The organism is Bacillus sp. 1735sda2, assembly GCF_024159245.1.
Lineage (GTDB): Bacteria > Bacillota > Bacilli > Bacillales > Bacillaceae > Bacillus > Bacillus pumilus_O.
Window position 1 is genome coordinate 3,813,726 of sequence record NZ_JAMYWZ010000001.1, and the last position, 14,819, is coordinate 3,828,544.

A 14,819-nucleotide genomic window follows, 5' to 3' on the forward strand; every position below is an offset into this window, starting at 1 on the left:
CTTTTCTCCATTAGAATATAGAACGTAATCCGTCTCTATGAGCCGTCTCCACGCGAAATTCACTTTCTTTTATTCCCGACACAAGCCACGACTGTTTCTCACCTGGAATAACAAATAACATAGATTCCACATCAGGCGTATTATTTTTGTCGTAGACGACCTTCATTAGGGAGTCCATCTTTCCTTTTCTCGTCTGTACATCCGAAACAAATGACTGCACGAGTTCTTCGTTCTCTGCTCGAGGAAGGAAGGAGGGCCACTCTTTTTTCGCCTCACTTGCTTGCTCTAATAGTTTTTCAAATTCCTCTGCTTGCAGGGTCATGACAGATTCAGGGTGATCACTCATCTGTAGGTTGAAAAAGGCAGTCACTTGTTCCTCTGCCTGCTGATCGTCCTTCAGTTTTTGAATCTGATGGACTTGTTGATCATACAGCGTATGATGCGCATATACGCCCATCTGTGTCGTGTGAAAGGAAGTACTAATTTCTTCATCTTCATCCCCAAATCGAGACGCCTTGATGGTGTGAGACGCATCATTCATCGCCTGAATGAAATGACGGTATTCCGCTTTATAACGATATTGTCTGTTTTGAAATTCAAGTACACCTTTTGCGAGCAAAGAGCGGCACGCAATTTCAAATAAAAAACCTAATCGCTCGTCCTCTACATCAGGGTAATAGGCTTCCTTTAAGGACATGCCCTGTTCAAAATAGCCTTCACTGTAAAAACTAAAGATGAGTTCCTCAATACTTAGACTTAGCTGATCCAACTTGATCTCTCCTTATCCAAAAGAAAATGCACCCTTAAAGAAATCGCCTGCACCTTTTATGAGCGAATCTGCGGTTTCTTTTGTTTTTTCTATCCCTTTATGTATCACCTGATTTGCCTGATTAATGGTGTCATTGACTGCTTTCACACCTTGACCCGCAAGCTCGAATGCTTGTCTCCCTTTATCCACGACTGCATGAATTGGGTCCTTTAATTTCACTGCAACCTGCTCAGCAAATCCTGATGTCAGCTTGGCAACTTTTTCTCCTATAAAACCACCGACTGCGGAACCAATGGCTCCTCCAACGACAGTTCCAATCGGTCCTGCGAAGCTTCCAAGAGCTCCTCCGACAACGGCACCTGCGACAGACCCGCCAGCGATAAAGACCGTATTGTTCACTGCATTTCCAACAGCCTTCGCATTTTCACGCTTCAGGACTTCTGGCTGATCACCGAATTCTGCATAGTTCTCTGCAATTTTCAAACCACAGCCGACCGTTTCCGTTGCACCAGTGACTACCGTTGCAATGATGGCATTTCCTTTGGCAAATCTTGATCCATTTTTCAAAACAGACTTGATCGCAGCCGTGTCCTTCCAATTGATACTTCCTTTTGTAAAATCACGGACACTATTCGTAAATGCAACTGTATCATCAGGATAAAATTTTGTGAATTTCTTATGGACCAAATCAGCCATCGACCAATTTGATCGTTTTAATAATTCTTTATTGCTTAGCCAAATCCTTGCTAGTCGGTCAAATCTCGTTCCTTCTACCCGGCTCGTCAAATCAAGCAGTAGCTTTGAATGCTGCGCTGCATAACGGCCATTTTCTTTAATGAAGGTCGTCATCCCAAGCCCGTAGTATTTCGCCTGCATCATCACAATACCAGCTAAGCTCGTGAGTGTTCCATATTGATCATAGATACTGTACAATTTCCGTAAAATATCATCTGCTTCGACCATTTTATCTTTTGCATGACGAATCGCAATATCATCACTACTCAATTTACTGATCAAAGCTTGTCCTGCTCCCCATGCATCCCCGACGCCTGAAAAACAGCTTCTATACCGCGGATCACAGCCTAAAATAAGACCATCCAGTTCACTATGTAAATCGCGGTGCTTCGTTTCTATGGCAGAAAGTTCGCCTACAACATCATTCGCCAGCCCTGTCAGCTGATCTGGGTCAACCACTATGTCACGTGCCATCACATCATCTCCCTTCTCGGTTTCTTTCTCTCCGTTCTTCTCGTCTCTTTCGCTCAAGCTCTTCCATTCTGGCTATTTCAGCTTTCCGTTCCTCGATTTTGACCGCTGCATCGCGCAGTTCCTGACTTGTTTCAAGCAAGTCCTTTTCAAATTGATCATAGCGTGCTGTTGTTTCTTCAAAGCTTTGATCAAATTTATTCCTTGCTTCTCCTTGCCAGCCTGATCCTACTGCCTTGAGCCGATTCTCCAGCAACTGCTTTGACTGCCGAATCTCCTCAGCTGCTTCCTGAAACTTTTGAGCGAGTGCCAGCGTTTGACTAGAATCCAACTTTCGCACCCCTTTCTCCCAATTTAACGTACAAATGGATGATTTTATATGTCCTCATTATAAATAAAAAGACACCCAAAAAAATCACCCTAAAGAACCATTCAACACATCATAAAATGAAAGTAGGTCTTTTTCCTCTCTAATTGCCAGAGAAAGCCTTTCTTGTTATGAAGCGCATTCAAGACGTGATAAAATGAACGTATTCTACAAAAGGAGTGACGTATACATGAAAGAAGAAATGATTCAGCGATTCACAAGTTATGTGAAGGTAGATACACAGTCGGATGCAGATAAGGAAAGTTGCCCATCAACTGAAGGACAGTTGAACTTAGCTAGACAACTAGTTGAAGAAATGAAATCCATCGGGATTCAAGAAGTAACAATGGATGAAAACGGATATGTCATGGGGACGATCCCGTCTAACACAGACAAAGACGTGCCGACTATTGGCTTCCTGGCTCACATCGACACAGCGACTGACTTCACCGGAAAAAATGTAAAACCGCAGCTTCATGAAAACTATCAAGGCGGCGACATCACCTTAAATGAAGATTTACATATCGTTTTATCTCCAACACAGTTTCCAAATTTACAAAAGTATCAAGGACATACGCTAATCACAACAGATGGCACAACCTTACTTGGTGCGGATAACAAAGCAGGTATCGCAGAAATTATGACCGCTATGCATTACTTAATTGAGCATCCAGAAATCAAGCATGGCAAAATTCGCGTCGCCTTTACACCAGATGAAGAGATTGGCAGAGGGCCGCACAAATTTGATGTGGAAGCCTTTGGCGCTTCCTATGCGTATACAATTGACGGAGGACCACTCGGGGAGCTGCAATATGAAAGCTTTAACGCAGCAGGTGCGAAAGTATCAATTAAAGGAAACAATGTCCACCCTGGGACAGCAAAAGACAAAATGGTCAGCGCTGCGAAGATTGGGATGCTCTTCCACAACAAGCTACCATCTGATGAATCACCGGAATACACAGAAGGCTATGAAGGGTTTTTCCATCTCACGAAGTTTGTAGGAGAAGTCGAAGAAGCAGAGCTTCAATATATTATTCGTGATTTTGATAAAGACAAATTTAACGATCGCAAAGCACTATTTGAAAAAATAGCAAGTGACTTAAAAGCCATTTACGGAGAAAACAGCATCAATCTCAAAATTCAAGATCAATATTATAATATGAGAGAAAAAATTGAGCCGGTGAAACACATTGTGGATATTGCCCATGAAGCAATGGAAAACCGCTCAGTGACACCTGTGATCGAACCAATCCGCGGCGGTACAGATGGCTCCCAGCTTTCATATAAAGGTCTTCCAACGCCAAACATCTTTACTGGCGGGGAAAACTTCCACGGTAAATATGAATTTATTTCTGTCGAGAACATGGTGAAAGCAACAGAAGTTATCGTAGAAATTGCCCGTTTATTTGAAGAAAAAGCATAGATATGTTTACAACCGTTCCTGTTCGGGAACGGTTTTTTAATAAAAGTTTACAATTTTCTGAAACTTTTATGACACTTATTCGTACTAATAGAGACAACCCCAGAAAAATTCTTCTTGACGAGTGCAATAACTGGAAATATAATAGTTAAAAACAACCAGTATTTTAGACCTAAATTAGCATATCGTCTAAATCTTAAGAACTAAACCGATTCTGCTGCTTATTTTCAGTTATAAACAACACTCACCCTGTCTACACTTAAAGAATAGGATGAATTGGAGGAATGTCATATGATGATTTTATTGATTATCGCTTCACTTTGCTGCTACTTACTATTCTCTTTCAAAAAAGATAACCGCACACCAAAACGAAAAAGCGCAGAGCTTTCGGAGTTTGAAATCTTTCGTATGCGCCGCCACTACAACGGAAAACGCCGTCACCCACTAAACGAGGCACCTAAACAAGTATAAATCTAAAAAAAGAGCCTCATCAGGGGCTCTTTTTCATTGAGTAAATAGCAAAAAAAACGACCAAATACAGTGGTCGTTTTTCTTTTTATTTATATACTTTCGCAGGAACTTGAATCACCGGTATCCCTACATAGTAAGGTGAAATCTCATATGGCTGGAAGACAACAGCAATTCCCTTTTTCGTGAAGTAATACTGCGTGTTGTAGTTGATTTCAATGTCTCTTTTTTTCAGGTTCGCATAGAATTTGCTTTTATGTTTCTTTGTGTAGTTATAAATATAATCTCTTACTTTCGTACGCTTTTTCTTTGTTTTCACAACGTCTGTCAAGAACACTTGCTTTGTCTTTTTCTTCGTTAGCACATAGTTCATGCTGGAAACCATCGTATCGCCGTGCATTCCACCATCATTCATGTAGTCATAGTTTAAGATACTGAGTTTCTTCCCATTGTTAAATTTTGTTTTAAACGATCTTTCGTACGTGATCTTCCCAAAACCATCCTTTTTCGCTTCGTCCTTTAAGTATAAGTAAGTAGAATAAGAGAACGCGATGTCTTCTTTTAAATCACGATTGATGGTTTTCATATGCGCCTTACTTAGGTTTTTCACTTGTGCATATTTAAACGTTTTTTTCTTTTTATAATAGTGTGTGCTTACTTTCGCTTTTTTTGCTTGTTTGGCATCCGCAGATCCAACTGGCGCAAACAACGAAACAATCAGTGAAAAAATGAGCAGACTGATTGTTAGGCCTTTTTTCATTGTCATAGTAAAAACCCCCATTTTTGTCTATTACCAATTGAGTATACCATGACAAAAGAACCAAAAGAAGCAGTATTTCCATATTATTCTTCATTTTCCCACTTCGGGTTTGTTTACCGTTTTCATAAGTTCCTGTATGCTTAATGTAGAATGCTAGATGAAGTGTGGTGTTTATCATAGAAGAGAATATTTTTAGTCACATTCGGACGACGTTTCATAGTTTGTCTCCGACCCAGAAAAAGATTGCCAATTACATTTTAGAAAACCCTCAGAAGGTTGTGCTTCATTCCATTAGTGCACTCGCTTCTGAATGCAATACAAGTGAAACGACGATCTTTCGGTTTCTACGGAAAATTGGTTATGAATCATACCAAGTGTTTCGTGTCCATGTCGCACAGGATATAGCAACCAATACACCCCAATCCATATACGGTGAAATCGAGGCATCCGATAGTGTAGCTGACATTAAACATAAGGTCATAGAGTTAACAACAAACTCTATTCAAGATATGAAACATATAGTAGAAGACCATGCCGTCACGCAATTTATTGAACAAATGAAACAGGCACATAAAACCGTCTTTTTTGGAGCCGGTGCGTCCAGCTTTATTGCCGGGGATGCTTATCATAAGTTCCTCCAGCTTGGTTTTGAAGTAAGTCTATGCAGTGATCCGCATATGATGAACATGATTGCAACTCACGCCACGGAACACGATTTTATCGTTGCGATCTCCCATTCAGGAGAGAGTAGAGAAATTCTCGATGCCGTGCAATTTGCTAAAGAAAAGGGAGCAAAAATTGCCTCTATCACCAGCTATCCGAAATCAGAACTCGCAAAGCGATCTGACTTTCATCTGCTCAGTTCTTCTAGGGAGACAACCTATCGATCTGACTCCATGATCTCCCGTATTAACCAGCTTGTGATCATCGATGTACTATACGTTGCCGCTGTTTTAGAATTAGGATCAAATGCCATTGAAAATGTGAAAAGATCTCGATTAGCCGTAGCTAAAAATAAAACATGAACGCAAAAGGCCGGAGCTGATTCCGGTCTTTTTTTGTGACTTTTCTCATATTTTCCGTTGACACGTTCCTATCACGTCATGTACATTAAATGAACAATAGTTTATTTCCTACTATCAAATAAATAGGATAGTATATATACTAACAAACGAAAAAGAAAGCGCTCTTTGTAAGGGTTTTCTATATAGGAGGCGTTCAATGTGACAAAGAAACTTGGATTCATTGGATTAGGTATTATGGGAAAGCCTATGGCACTTAATCTATTAAAAGCCGGTCATACTGTGACTGTTTTCGATCTAAATGAGGAAGCGATTCAAGCGTTACAAAAAGCCGGAGCAAAAGGTGCTGTTTCAGCAGCTGATGCCGCTTCTGAAAGCGATATCATTATCACAATGCTTCCTAAAGGAGAGCACGTAGAGGCTGTTGTTTCAGGTGATCATGGCATTTTAACTACAGCTAAACCTGGAACGATTGTCGTAGATATGAGCTCAATTTCCCCTGTTACTTCTAGAGCTTTAGCTGCTCTTACAAAACAGCATCAGGTGGAATTTATCGACGCACCTGTCAGCGGCGGAGAACCGAAGGCAATAGACGGAACACTTGCCATCATGGCTGGCGGCGAAGAAGCCATCTTTGAGCAAGTGAAGGATGTCCTGCTTGCGATGGGCACAGAGGTTGTATTAGTTGGCACAAATGGGAGCGGAACAACAGCGAAGCTCGCCAATCAAATCATCGTCAACTTAAATATTGCCGCTATGTCCGAGGCGCTCGTTCTTGCTGCTAAATCGGGCATTGCCATTGACAAAATGTATGAAGCCATTCGCGGTGGGCTGGCAGGAAGTGCCGTTCTTGATGCAAAAGTCCCTCTCATCTTAGAACGTAACTTTGAACCAGGCGGACGTATCGACATTAACTTAAAGGATTTAACCAATGTGATGGAAACGGCTCACGATATCGGCGTTCCTCTCCCTCTTTCTAGTCAGCTGCTCGAAATCTTCCACGCGCTCAAAGCCGACGGAAAATCTGGGCTTGACCATGGCGGCATCGTTCAATATTACGAAAAAATGGCTCATGTCGAAGTGAAGAAAGGATGAGATGGTCATGAAGAAAAGCACTGACATACTGAATGCTCTTCCGAAAGCGGATTCAAAAATCATTCAAGCAGCATACGAACAAGCACTGAACAGCTTTCATCATAAAGTCATTGTATTAGATGATGATCCAACAGGGATTCAAACTGTACATGGCGTCTCTGTTTTCACAGATTGGTCAGAAGAAAGCATCGAAGCTGGTTTTCTTGAAGACAGCCGCATGTTTTTTATTTTGACCAATTCTCGCAGTATGACTGAGAAGGAAACGATCGCTGTACACGAAACAATCGCTTCAACAATTGTAAAGGTAGCGGAACGGATTGATCAGGATTTCATCATTGTCAGCCGAGGAGATTCCACTCTTCGTGGACACTTCCCGCTGGAAACAGAAGTACTCAGAACCACGATTGAACAGCAAAGCTCCCGCCAATTCGATGGAGAAATCCTTCTTCCTTTTTTCCAAGAAGGTGGACGCTTGACGATCAACAATATTCATTACGTCCAAGAAGGACAAGAATTAATTCCTGCTGGTAACACAGAATTTGCACAAGATCGCACATTCGGCTTTCAGTCATCTCATCTCGGAGAATGGATTGAAGAAAAGTCAGACGGATCTTTCACGAAAGAGAACACCACTTACATTTCGTTAGATGATCTACGGGCTTTACGAATGAATCAAATAAAAAATCAGCTCTTGAGTGTGACTGATTTTAAAAAAGTGGTTGTAAACGCTGTGGACTATGACGATGTCAAAGTCTTTGTCACTGCTCTCATAGAAGCCATTCAAGCAGGAAAGCAACTTATGTTCAGAAGTGCAGCGGCACTTACAAAAGTTCTTGGCGGTATAGAGGATCGTGCCTTATTAACAAGACATGACTTGATACAAGAACAAAGCCCACACGGTGGTCTCATTATGATTGGTTCTCATGTGAAGAAGACAACAGATCAATTAAAAGCGCTTCAACAAAATAAAGAGGTAGCTTTTATCGAATTCAATACACACCTCGTGCTGAAGCCTGAAGCATTTCAACAAGAAATTGACCGTGTGATTCAGCAAACTGAAGAATTATTAGTATCTGGTCAATCTGTGGCTGTTTATACAAGAAGAGAACGGCTTGATCTTGGGGATGATCGACAGGAGGAAGAATTAAAGCTTTCTGTAAAAATTAGTGATGCTGTGACAAGCATTGTCCAGCGTCTTACAATTCGCCCTAAGTATCTCATTGCCAAAGGTGGCATTACCTCCAGTGATATTGGAACTAGAGGACTTCACGTGAAACGCGCAACCGTAGCAGGGCAGATCAAACCAGGCATTCCCGTTTGGCAAACAGGTGAAGATAGTAAATTCCCTTTCATGTCTTATGTGATTTTCCCGGGAAATGTTGGTTCAAGGAATACGTTAAAAGAAGCTGTAGACATACTTGAAGGATAAAGCATAGGGGTGTTTATACACTCCTTTATGCACCACAAAGGAGGAAAGACCATGTCGTTAGTGTTTATCGGACTTGGCGTTTTATTATTGCTTTTACTTATGGTTGTCTTTAAGTTAAACGCTTTCATATCTTTGATTATTGTTTCTTTAATTGTCGCTGTCTTAGAAGGAATGTCACCACTTGAAGCGATTGCTTCCGTCGAAAAAGGACTCGGCAGTACGCTCGGTCATCTCGCACTCGTTCTCGGTTTTGGTGCGATGCTTGGTAAATTGATGGCTGATTCTGGCGGAGCTCAGCGCATTGCGATGACACTCATTGATCGATTCGGTATTGGAAAGATTCAATGGGCAACGATGCTGACTGGGTTTGTGATCGGAATTGCTCTATTTTATGAAACCGGATTCATTATCTTAATTCCACTAGTCTTTACGATCGCTCAAGCTGCAAGACTTCCTGTGCTTTATGTGGGTATGCCGCTCGTCGCTGCACTCATCACCACACATGGCTTCCTCCCTCCTCACCCAGGGCCGACTGCCATTGCAAATGTCTTTCAAGCAAACATGGGACAAACCTTATTAGTTGGGATTATTTTAGCGATTCCTGCTGTTTTAGTAGGCGGACTTCTCTTTACGAAATTATTTAAAAAAGATCAGTTACACGCACATATTCCAATGAACTTATTTAATCCAAAGGAATTTACAGAAGAAGAAATGCCAAGCTTCGGCATCAGCATTTTCACCGCTATTTTGCCTGTATTACTCATGACATTCAGAGCAGTTTTAGAAATTTTCTTCCCGTCCTCCCCATTACTGCCAACCGCTGAGTTTTTAGGCGAGCCGGCAATTGCACTGTTAATCTCCGTCCTTCTTGCTATCTACACGTTTGGACTTGGCAGAGGAAAGAGCATGCAGGATGTGATGGAATCAATCACAGATTCTATCGGTTCTATTGCGATGATTTTATTAATTATTGCAGGTGGCGGCGCCTTTAAACAGGTGCTCATTGATAGCGGTGTTGATCAATACATTGCAGGAATCATGCAAGGAAGCACACTTTCGCCACTGCTTCTCACCTGGTTGATTGCTGCAGTCCTTCGTGTATCTTTAGGGTCAGCCACTGTCGCCGGACTCACAGCGGCTGGCATTTCTGCTCCTTTGATTGGACTCACAGGTGTGAGCCCAGAGTTAATGGTGATCGCAACAGGTGCCGGCAGCATTACGTTCTCTCACGTGAATGATGCGGGTTTCTGGATTTATAAAGAATACTTTAACCTGTCCATGGCCCAAACCTTTAAAACGTGGACATTGATGGTGACCGTTCTTTCACTTGTCGGACTAGCGGGGGTTCTCGTCGCTGATTTGTTCATATAGAAAATTAACTGTAAAAACCATTGACTTTCTCTCGTAAAAGTTGAATAATTATGTTTATTAAGAAAATTGAATCAAAGGTAACCTTATTAAGAGTGGTGGAGGGACTGGCCCTGTGAAACCCGGCAACCGCTGTTCCTCGGAACAGAATGGTGCTAATTCCTTAAGCAAGCAGATGCTTGTTTGAAGATAAGGCAGAGTTCTCTCAGTATATGATGCTCTTCCTTATCCAAGGGAGAGCTTTTTTATTTGATTTTTAACCTGTAGAAAGAAGGGATTCAACATGACACAAGTACAAACCATTGGAAAAAAAACAACGAAACCGCCATTCCGCGCAGATCAAGTAGGCAGTTTACTTCGTTCAGAACGTATCAAGGAAGCACGCAAGCAAAAGGCAGACGGTACACTGACAGCAGAGCAACTCCGACAAATTGAAAACGAAGAAATCACTCGTATTGTGGAGAAACAAAAGGAAATTGGATTAGAGGTTGTCACAGATGGAGAGTTCAGACGTGCTTGGTGGCATTTTGACTTTCTTGAGGGACTCGATGGAGTTGAAGGATTTGAAGCAGATCAAGGTATTCAATTCCACAATACGACGACAAAGGCGCGAGGAATCAAAGTAACGGGCAAGATCGATTTTACAGATCATCCAATGCTGGAAGATTATCGATTCCTTCACAGCATCGCTGGTGATCATACCGCTAAAATGACGATTCCAAGTCCAAATATGCTCTTTTTCCGTGGAAAGCTTGAAGAAGGAGTATACGACAGCCTAGAGGCATTCCACCATGATGTGGCACAGGCATATAAGAAAGCCATCCGTGCCTTTTATGATGCAGGCTGTCGTTATCTACAGCTGGATGATACAGCATGGGCCGTGTTCTTTTCTGAAAAAGGGCATGAACAAATCAAAGCCTTTGGCCGAGAAGAGGATGAACTGCGTGAGTCTTTTGCGAAAACAATCAATGAAGCAGTTGCCGATCGTCCAGAGGACTTGGTGATCACTATGCACATTTGCCGTGGGAACTTTAAATCGACATGGGCAGCTGAAGGCGGTTATGAAGCAGCGGCAGAGACGATTTTTGCCGGCTTAGATCTAGATGGTCTCTTTTTAGAATTCGACGACGATCGGTCTGGCGGTTTTGAACCCCTTCGCTATGTAAAGAACCCAAGCCTCCAAATCGTACTAGGCCTTGTCACTTCAAAATACGGTGAGCTTGAGCCGGCTGAACAGATTCAAAAAAGAATCGAGGAAGCAGCTCAATACGTCGATATTAACCAGATTTGCTTGAGTCCACAGTGCGGGTTCGCCTCAACAGAGGAAGGCAATCTGTTAACAGAAGAGCAGCAATGGGAAAAGCTTCGTCATGTGATTGAGATTGCGGATCAAGTGTGGACTTCATAGTCCAAATGACGAAAAAAAGACAAACCGCAGTATGAACGGTTTGTCTTTTTTCTTTTATGCATCTAAATGATCGCCATTTGTCGCAATCACTTGTTTATACCAATCGAAGCTTTTCTTTTTCTTTCTATCTAATGTACCTTTTCCTTCGTTATCACGATCGACATAAATGAAGCCGTAGCGCTTTTTCATTTCAGCTGTTGATGCGCTAACAAGGTCAATTGGCCCCCAGCTTGTATAACCCATCAAGTCTACTCCGTCTGCAATGGCTTCTCTCGCCTCTAGCAAATGGCTTCTGAGGTAATCAATTCGGTAATCGTCTTGAATGGATCCGTCTTCTTCTACTTGATCGACAGCTCCCAGTCCATTTTCTACGATAAACAATGGTTTTTGGTAGCGGTCATATAGTTGGTTTAGTGTTGTACGAAGTCCTTTTGGATCAATTTGCCATCCCCAATCACTTGCTTCTAGATAAGGGTTTTTCACGCCTTCAAATAGGTTACCACCAGTGACTTGTCCAAGAACCTCTGGATCTGTACTTGTCACAAAGCTCATGTAATAGCTGAAGCCAATATAGTCTACTGTATGGTTTCTTAGGATGTCTTCATCACCATCTTGGATCTCAATATGAATTCCATTTTCTTGGAAGTATCGTTTCATGTAACCTGGATAGTAGCCTCTTGCCTGTACATCTGAGAAGAACAATGTTTTACGATCCTGATCCATTGCAGCAAACATATCTTCTGGTCTTGAGCTGTACGGATAAGTTGTCATCGCTGCAATCATACAGCCGATTTTCGCATCAGGAATGATTTCGTGGCCTGCTTTGACAGCTAAAGCACTTGCAACAAATTGGTGATGCGCTGCTTGATATTGAATGCTTTTCTCGTCATCACCCTCTTCAAATACAAGTCCGCCGCCAGTGAAAGGCGCATGTAACACGACATTGATTTCATTAAAGGTCATCCAATATTTCACTTTGTCTTTATAGCGAGTAAACAACGTTTTCGCGTATGTTTCATAAAGATCGACAAGCTTACGGTTTCTCCAACCGCCGTAGTTTTTCACAAGTGCAAGCGGCATTTCATAATGAGAAATTGTGACAACTGGTTCAATTCCATGCTTAAGCAGTTCATCGAATACTTTGTCATAAAAAGCAAGGCCAGCTTCATTTGGTTCTGCATCGTCGCCATTTGGGAAAATACGTGGCCAAGAAATAGAGAGTCTGAAGCATTTGAATCCCATTTCTGCAAAGAGTGCAATATCTTCTTTATAGCGATGATAGAAGTCAATTGCATCATGATATAAGTTTAAGTCTTTCATTGATTCATCGAATGGATGCATAATCCCGTGCGGTGATACATCTGCTGTCGATAAGCCTTTTCCATCTTTATTATAAGCACCTTCAATTTGGTTGCCCGCAACAGCGCCGCCCCATAAGAAACCTTTAGGAAATGTTTTTTCTAACTTGTTCATGTTGAATGCCCTCCTCATTTTCTTCTACACTGACTGTGAGCAGTGTCTCTTGTACTGAAATCGTGCCTTCTGTTTTCGCATCAACTTGTGCAAAATCGTTTGTGTTGGTCACAATAATTGGTGTGGTGACATCATAGCCTTCTTGTTGAATGCCCTCGATATCAAATTCAACGAGTACATCTCCTGCTTGTACAAAATCACCTGACTCTACATGACTTGTGAAATGTTTTCCGCCGAGCTTCACCGTATCTATTCCAACATGAATGAGAAGCTCAGTGCCTTGGTCACTCTTTAAGCCAATGGCATGTTTCGTTTGAAAAATGGTTTCAACCTTGCCATTGAATGGTGCTACTACACGTCCAATTGCTGGGACAATGGCTGTACCTTTCCCCATGATTTCATTAGAGAATGTTGCATCATTTACTTGATTTAGCGGCTTTAATTGACCTTCAAGTGGACTTTGTACTACTTCATTTTGAAGTATTACTGTGTCTTTCTTTTCTTCTGGTTTGTCTGCTTTTGTATCATCTTTCACTGGTACATCTTTGAATCCTAGAACAAGTGTCATGATCGTTGCTACGACAAAGGCGATTACTAAGCCAATGATAGAGTAGACAAATGTTGGGCCAATGAATGTTGGGAGACCTGGGAGACCTGCTGATCCAGATATCACATATGATTTTACTTTAAAGATCGACATGAACACGCCGCCTACTGCTGCACCAATGAGGGCTGCAAGGAACGGTTTTTTCAATCGCATGTTCACACCATACATAGCAGGTTCAGTAATACCCATTAATGCAGTAATACTTGTAGACATCGCCAATGATTTGAATGTTTTGTTTTTTGATCTTAAGAACACACCGAATGCTGCGCCTGCTTGTGCCATATTCGCTACAAACATCATTGGAAGAATGAAGTCAAAACCGTTTAACGTAATGTTGTTGATCATGATTGGAAGCAGTGCATAGTGCATACCCGTAATGATCAATGGTGACATGAAGCCGCCGATCAAGAGTCCGGCCAAAATGCCTGCATGTTTGAACAATAAATCAATTCCACCTGAAAGACCATTTCCGATAATTCCACCAAGCGGTCCTACCGCGATCAGCATAATTGGTACTACGACAAGAAGTGTAACCGTTGGAACAAGGATGATCTTTAATGATTTCGGACTATACTTTTCTGCGAATTTTTCAACATATGAGCCGAGCCAGATGGTAAGTAGAATCGGAATGACCGATGAAGAGTACACAACGGCAACCACTGGTAAGCCTAGAAATTCTGTATTTCCTGCGCCTAGTAAAGCCGTTAACTGCGGGTGCAGTGCGGCTGCTGCAATGGCAGCAGCGATATACTGATTTGTGCCAATTTTTTTGGCTACGCTTACAGCAAGCAGAATCGGTAAGAAGTAAAAGGCTCCGTCTCCGATAGCTGTTAAAATGGCATATGTGCTGCTTTTATCTGAAATCCACTGGAACGTAAGCATGAGTGCCAAGATCCCTTTGATCATCCCGGCTCCCGCAATGGCTGGAAGAATCGGTGTGAAGACACCAGAGATAAAATCGAAAAGCTTAGATATCACATTTTGTTTTGTTGCTTCTTCTGTACCGCCTGACTTTACATCTGTTGATAGGCCTGAGTCAGCAATCATCGCTTGATAGACATTTGAAACATCATTGCCGATAATGACATGATATTGACCTCCGCTTTGATTCACACCCATGACACCATCTGTTGATTGCAGCTTCTCTTTATCCGCTTTGCTTTCATCGTATAAGTTGAAGCGAAGTCTTGTCATACAATGCGTGACCTGCTTAACATTCTTTTCACCGCCGACAAGCTCTAGAACTTCTTTTGCTGTTTGTTTGTGGTTCATTGTATTACCCTCCAATCGTTGATTAAATCATGATATAGAAAAAACCTAAACATCCATTAATGTCCGAAAAATAGCGATTCAGACATTAATCGATATTTAGGTTTTGCCTGCTTAACCAGTAACAATCCTTCATAGCGATTGATCGTTATTTAATT

Annotated in this window: 13 protein-coding genes and 1 riboswitch; of the genes, 7 read left to right on the forward strand and 6 right to left on the reverse strand. The window is 41.8% G+C overall.

Annotation, left to right across the window (positions count from 1 at the left end):
* Positions 1-10: 10 nt before the first annotated feature.
* Genes NKR21_RS19975 through NKR21_RS19985 form a run of 3 tightly spaced genes read right to left on the reverse strand, consistent with a single transcriptional unit; the run spans position 11 to position 2,306 of the window.
* Positions 11-769: a hypothetical protein gene (locus NKR21_RS19975; protein WP_144458115.1), complete on the reverse strand. Its 759-nt coding sequence runs from the start codon at positions 767-769 to the stop codon at positions 11-13.
* A 12-nt stretch (positions 770-781) separates the two neighbouring features.
* Complete coding sequence (locus tag NKR21_RS19980; protein WP_144458117.1) at positions 782-1,978, reverse strand: DUF6861 domain-containing protein; 1,197 nt, start codon at positions 1,976-1,978, stop codon at positions 782-784.
* Between the two features lie 4 nt (positions 1,979-1,982).
* Positions 1,983-2,306 carry a WXG100 family type VII secretion target gene (locus tag NKR21_RS19985; protein ID WP_041816052.1) on the reverse strand — a complete coding sequence of 108 codons (324 nt, stop codon included), beginning with the start codon at positions 2,304-2,306 and terminating at the stop codon, positions 1,983-1,985.
* Between the two features lie 226 nt (positions 2,307-2,532).
* On the opposite strand from NKR21_RS19985, the gene pepT reads away from it, so the two are divergent.
* Together pepT and NKR21_RS19995 are read left to right on the forward strand one after the other, a co-directional pair.
* A complete protein-coding gene (gene pepT / locus NKR21_RS19990) occupies positions 2,533-3,765 on the forward strand; it encodes a peptidase T (protein WP_012011750.1) in 1,233 nt (410 codons plus the stop codon).
* A 288-nt stretch (positions 3,766-4,053) separates the two neighbouring features.
* Positions 4,054-4,233: a hypothetical protein gene (locus NKR21_RS19995; protein ID WP_041816054.1), complete on the forward strand. Its 180-nt coding sequence runs from the start codon at positions 4,054-4,056 to the stop codon at positions 4,231-4,233.
* A gap of 85 nt (positions 4,234-4,318) precedes the next feature.
* Here NKR21_RS19995 and NKR21_RS20000 read toward each other — a convergent pair whose 3' ends face one another.
* Positions 4,319-4,996 (reverse strand): DUF3298 and DUF4163 domain-containing protein, encoded by a 678-nt coding sequence (locus tag NKR21_RS20000; protein WP_041816056.1) that lies wholly within the window; start codon positions 4,994-4,996, stop codon positions 4,319-4,321.
* A gap of 161 nt (positions 4,997-5,157) precedes the next feature.
* Here NKR21_RS20000 and NKR21_RS21310 point away from each other — a divergent pair, with 161 nt between their 5' ends.
* The 5 genes from NKR21_RS21310 (at position 5,158) to NKR21_RS20025 (ending at position 11,312) form a co-directional block, all read left to right on the forward strand.
* A complete protein-coding gene (locus NKR21_RS21310; RefSeq protein WP_176372673.1) occupies positions 5,158-6,015 on the forward strand; it encodes a MurR/RpiR family transcriptional regulator in 858 nt (285 codons plus the stop codon).
* 198 nt (positions 6,016-6,213) lie between these two features.
* On the forward strand, positions 6,214-7,107 hold the full coding sequence (gene garR / locus NKR21_RS20010) for a 2-hydroxy-3-oxopropionate reductase (RefSeq protein ID WP_012011754.1): 894 nt from the start codon (positions 6,214-6,216) through the stop codon (positions 7,105-7,107).
* 7 nt (positions 7,108-7,114) lie between these two features.
* A complete protein-coding gene (locus tag NKR21_RS20015; RefSeq protein WP_144458119.1) occupies positions 7,115-8,536 on the forward strand; it encodes a four-carbon acid sugar kinase family protein in 1,422 nt (473 codons plus the stop codon).
* Between the two features lie 51 nt (positions 8,537-8,587).
* Positions 8,588-9,907 (forward strand): gluconate:H+ symporter, encoded by a 1,320-nt coding sequence (locus tag NKR21_RS20020; RefSeq protein WP_144458121.1) that lies wholly within the window; start codon positions 8,588-8,590, stop codon positions 9,905-9,907.
* Positions 9,908-9,987: 80 nt separating this feature from the next.
* Positions 9,988-10,100: riboswitch (SAM riboswitch) on the forward strand.
* An 87-nt stretch (positions 10,101-10,187) separates the two neighbouring features.
* A complete protein-coding gene (locus NKR21_RS20025; RefSeq protein ID WP_144458123.1) occupies positions 10,188-11,312 on the forward strand; it encodes a 5-methyltetrahydropteroyltriglutamate--homocysteine S-methyltransferase in 1,125 nt (374 codons plus the stop codon).
* A gap of 54 nt (positions 11,313-11,366) precedes the next feature.
* Here the strand turns inward: NKR21_RS20025 and bglH are convergent, their stop codons facing one another.
* A complete protein-coding gene (gene bglH, locus NKR21_RS20030) occupies positions 11,367-12,785 on the reverse strand; it encodes an aryl-phospho-beta-d-glucosidase (protein WP_144458125.1) in 1,419 nt (472 codons plus the stop codon).
* Positions 12,757-14,664 (reverse strand): beta-glucoside-specific PTS transporter subunit IIABC, encoded by a 1,908-nt coding sequence (locus NKR21_RS20035; protein ID WP_012011761.1) that lies wholly within the window; start codon positions 14,662-14,664, stop codon positions 12,757-12,759. Before NKR21_RS20035 ends, bglH begins: the two co-directional genes overlap by 29 nt.
* Between the last annotated feature and the right edge of the window lie 155 nt (positions 14,665-14,819).

Bases quoted from the DNA above. Each gene is read 5' to 3' on its own strand.
- NKR21_RS19980 (WP_144458117.1), bottom strand. From the start codon at position 1,978: ATGGCACGTGACATAGTGGTTGACCCAGATCAGCTGACAGGGCTGGCG.
- NKR21_RS20035 (WP_012011761.1), bottom strand. From the start codon at position 14,664: ATGAACCACAAACAAACAGCAAAAGAAGTTCTAGAGCTTGTCGGCGGT.
- pepT (WP_012011750.1), top strand. From the start codon at position 2,533: ATGAAAGAAGAAATGATTCAGCGATTCACAAGTTATGTGAAGGTAGAT.
- NKR21_RS20020 (WP_144458121.1), top strand. From the start codon at position 8,588: ATGTCGTTAGTGTTTATCGGACTTGGCGTTTTATTATTGCTTTTACTT.
- NKR21_RS19995 (WP_041816054.1), top strand. From the start codon at position 4,054: ATGATGATTTTATTGATTATCGCTTCACTTTGCTGCTACTTACTATTC.
- NKR21_RS20000 (WP_041816056.1), bottom strand. From the start codon at position 4,996: ATGACAATGAAAAAAGGCCTAACAATCAGTCTGCTCATTTTTTCACTG.
- NKR21_RS20025 (WP_144458123.1), top strand. From the start codon at position 10,188: ATGACACAAGTACAAACCATTGGAAAAAAAACAACGAAACCGCCATTC.
- NKR21_RS20015 (WP_144458119.1), top strand. From the start codon at position 7,115: ATGAAGAAAAGCACTGACATACTGAATGCTCTTCCGAAAGCGGATTCA.
- bglH (WP_144458125.1), bottom strand. From the start codon at position 12,785: ATGAACAAGTTAGAAAAAACATTTCCTAAAGGTTTCTTATGGGGCGGC.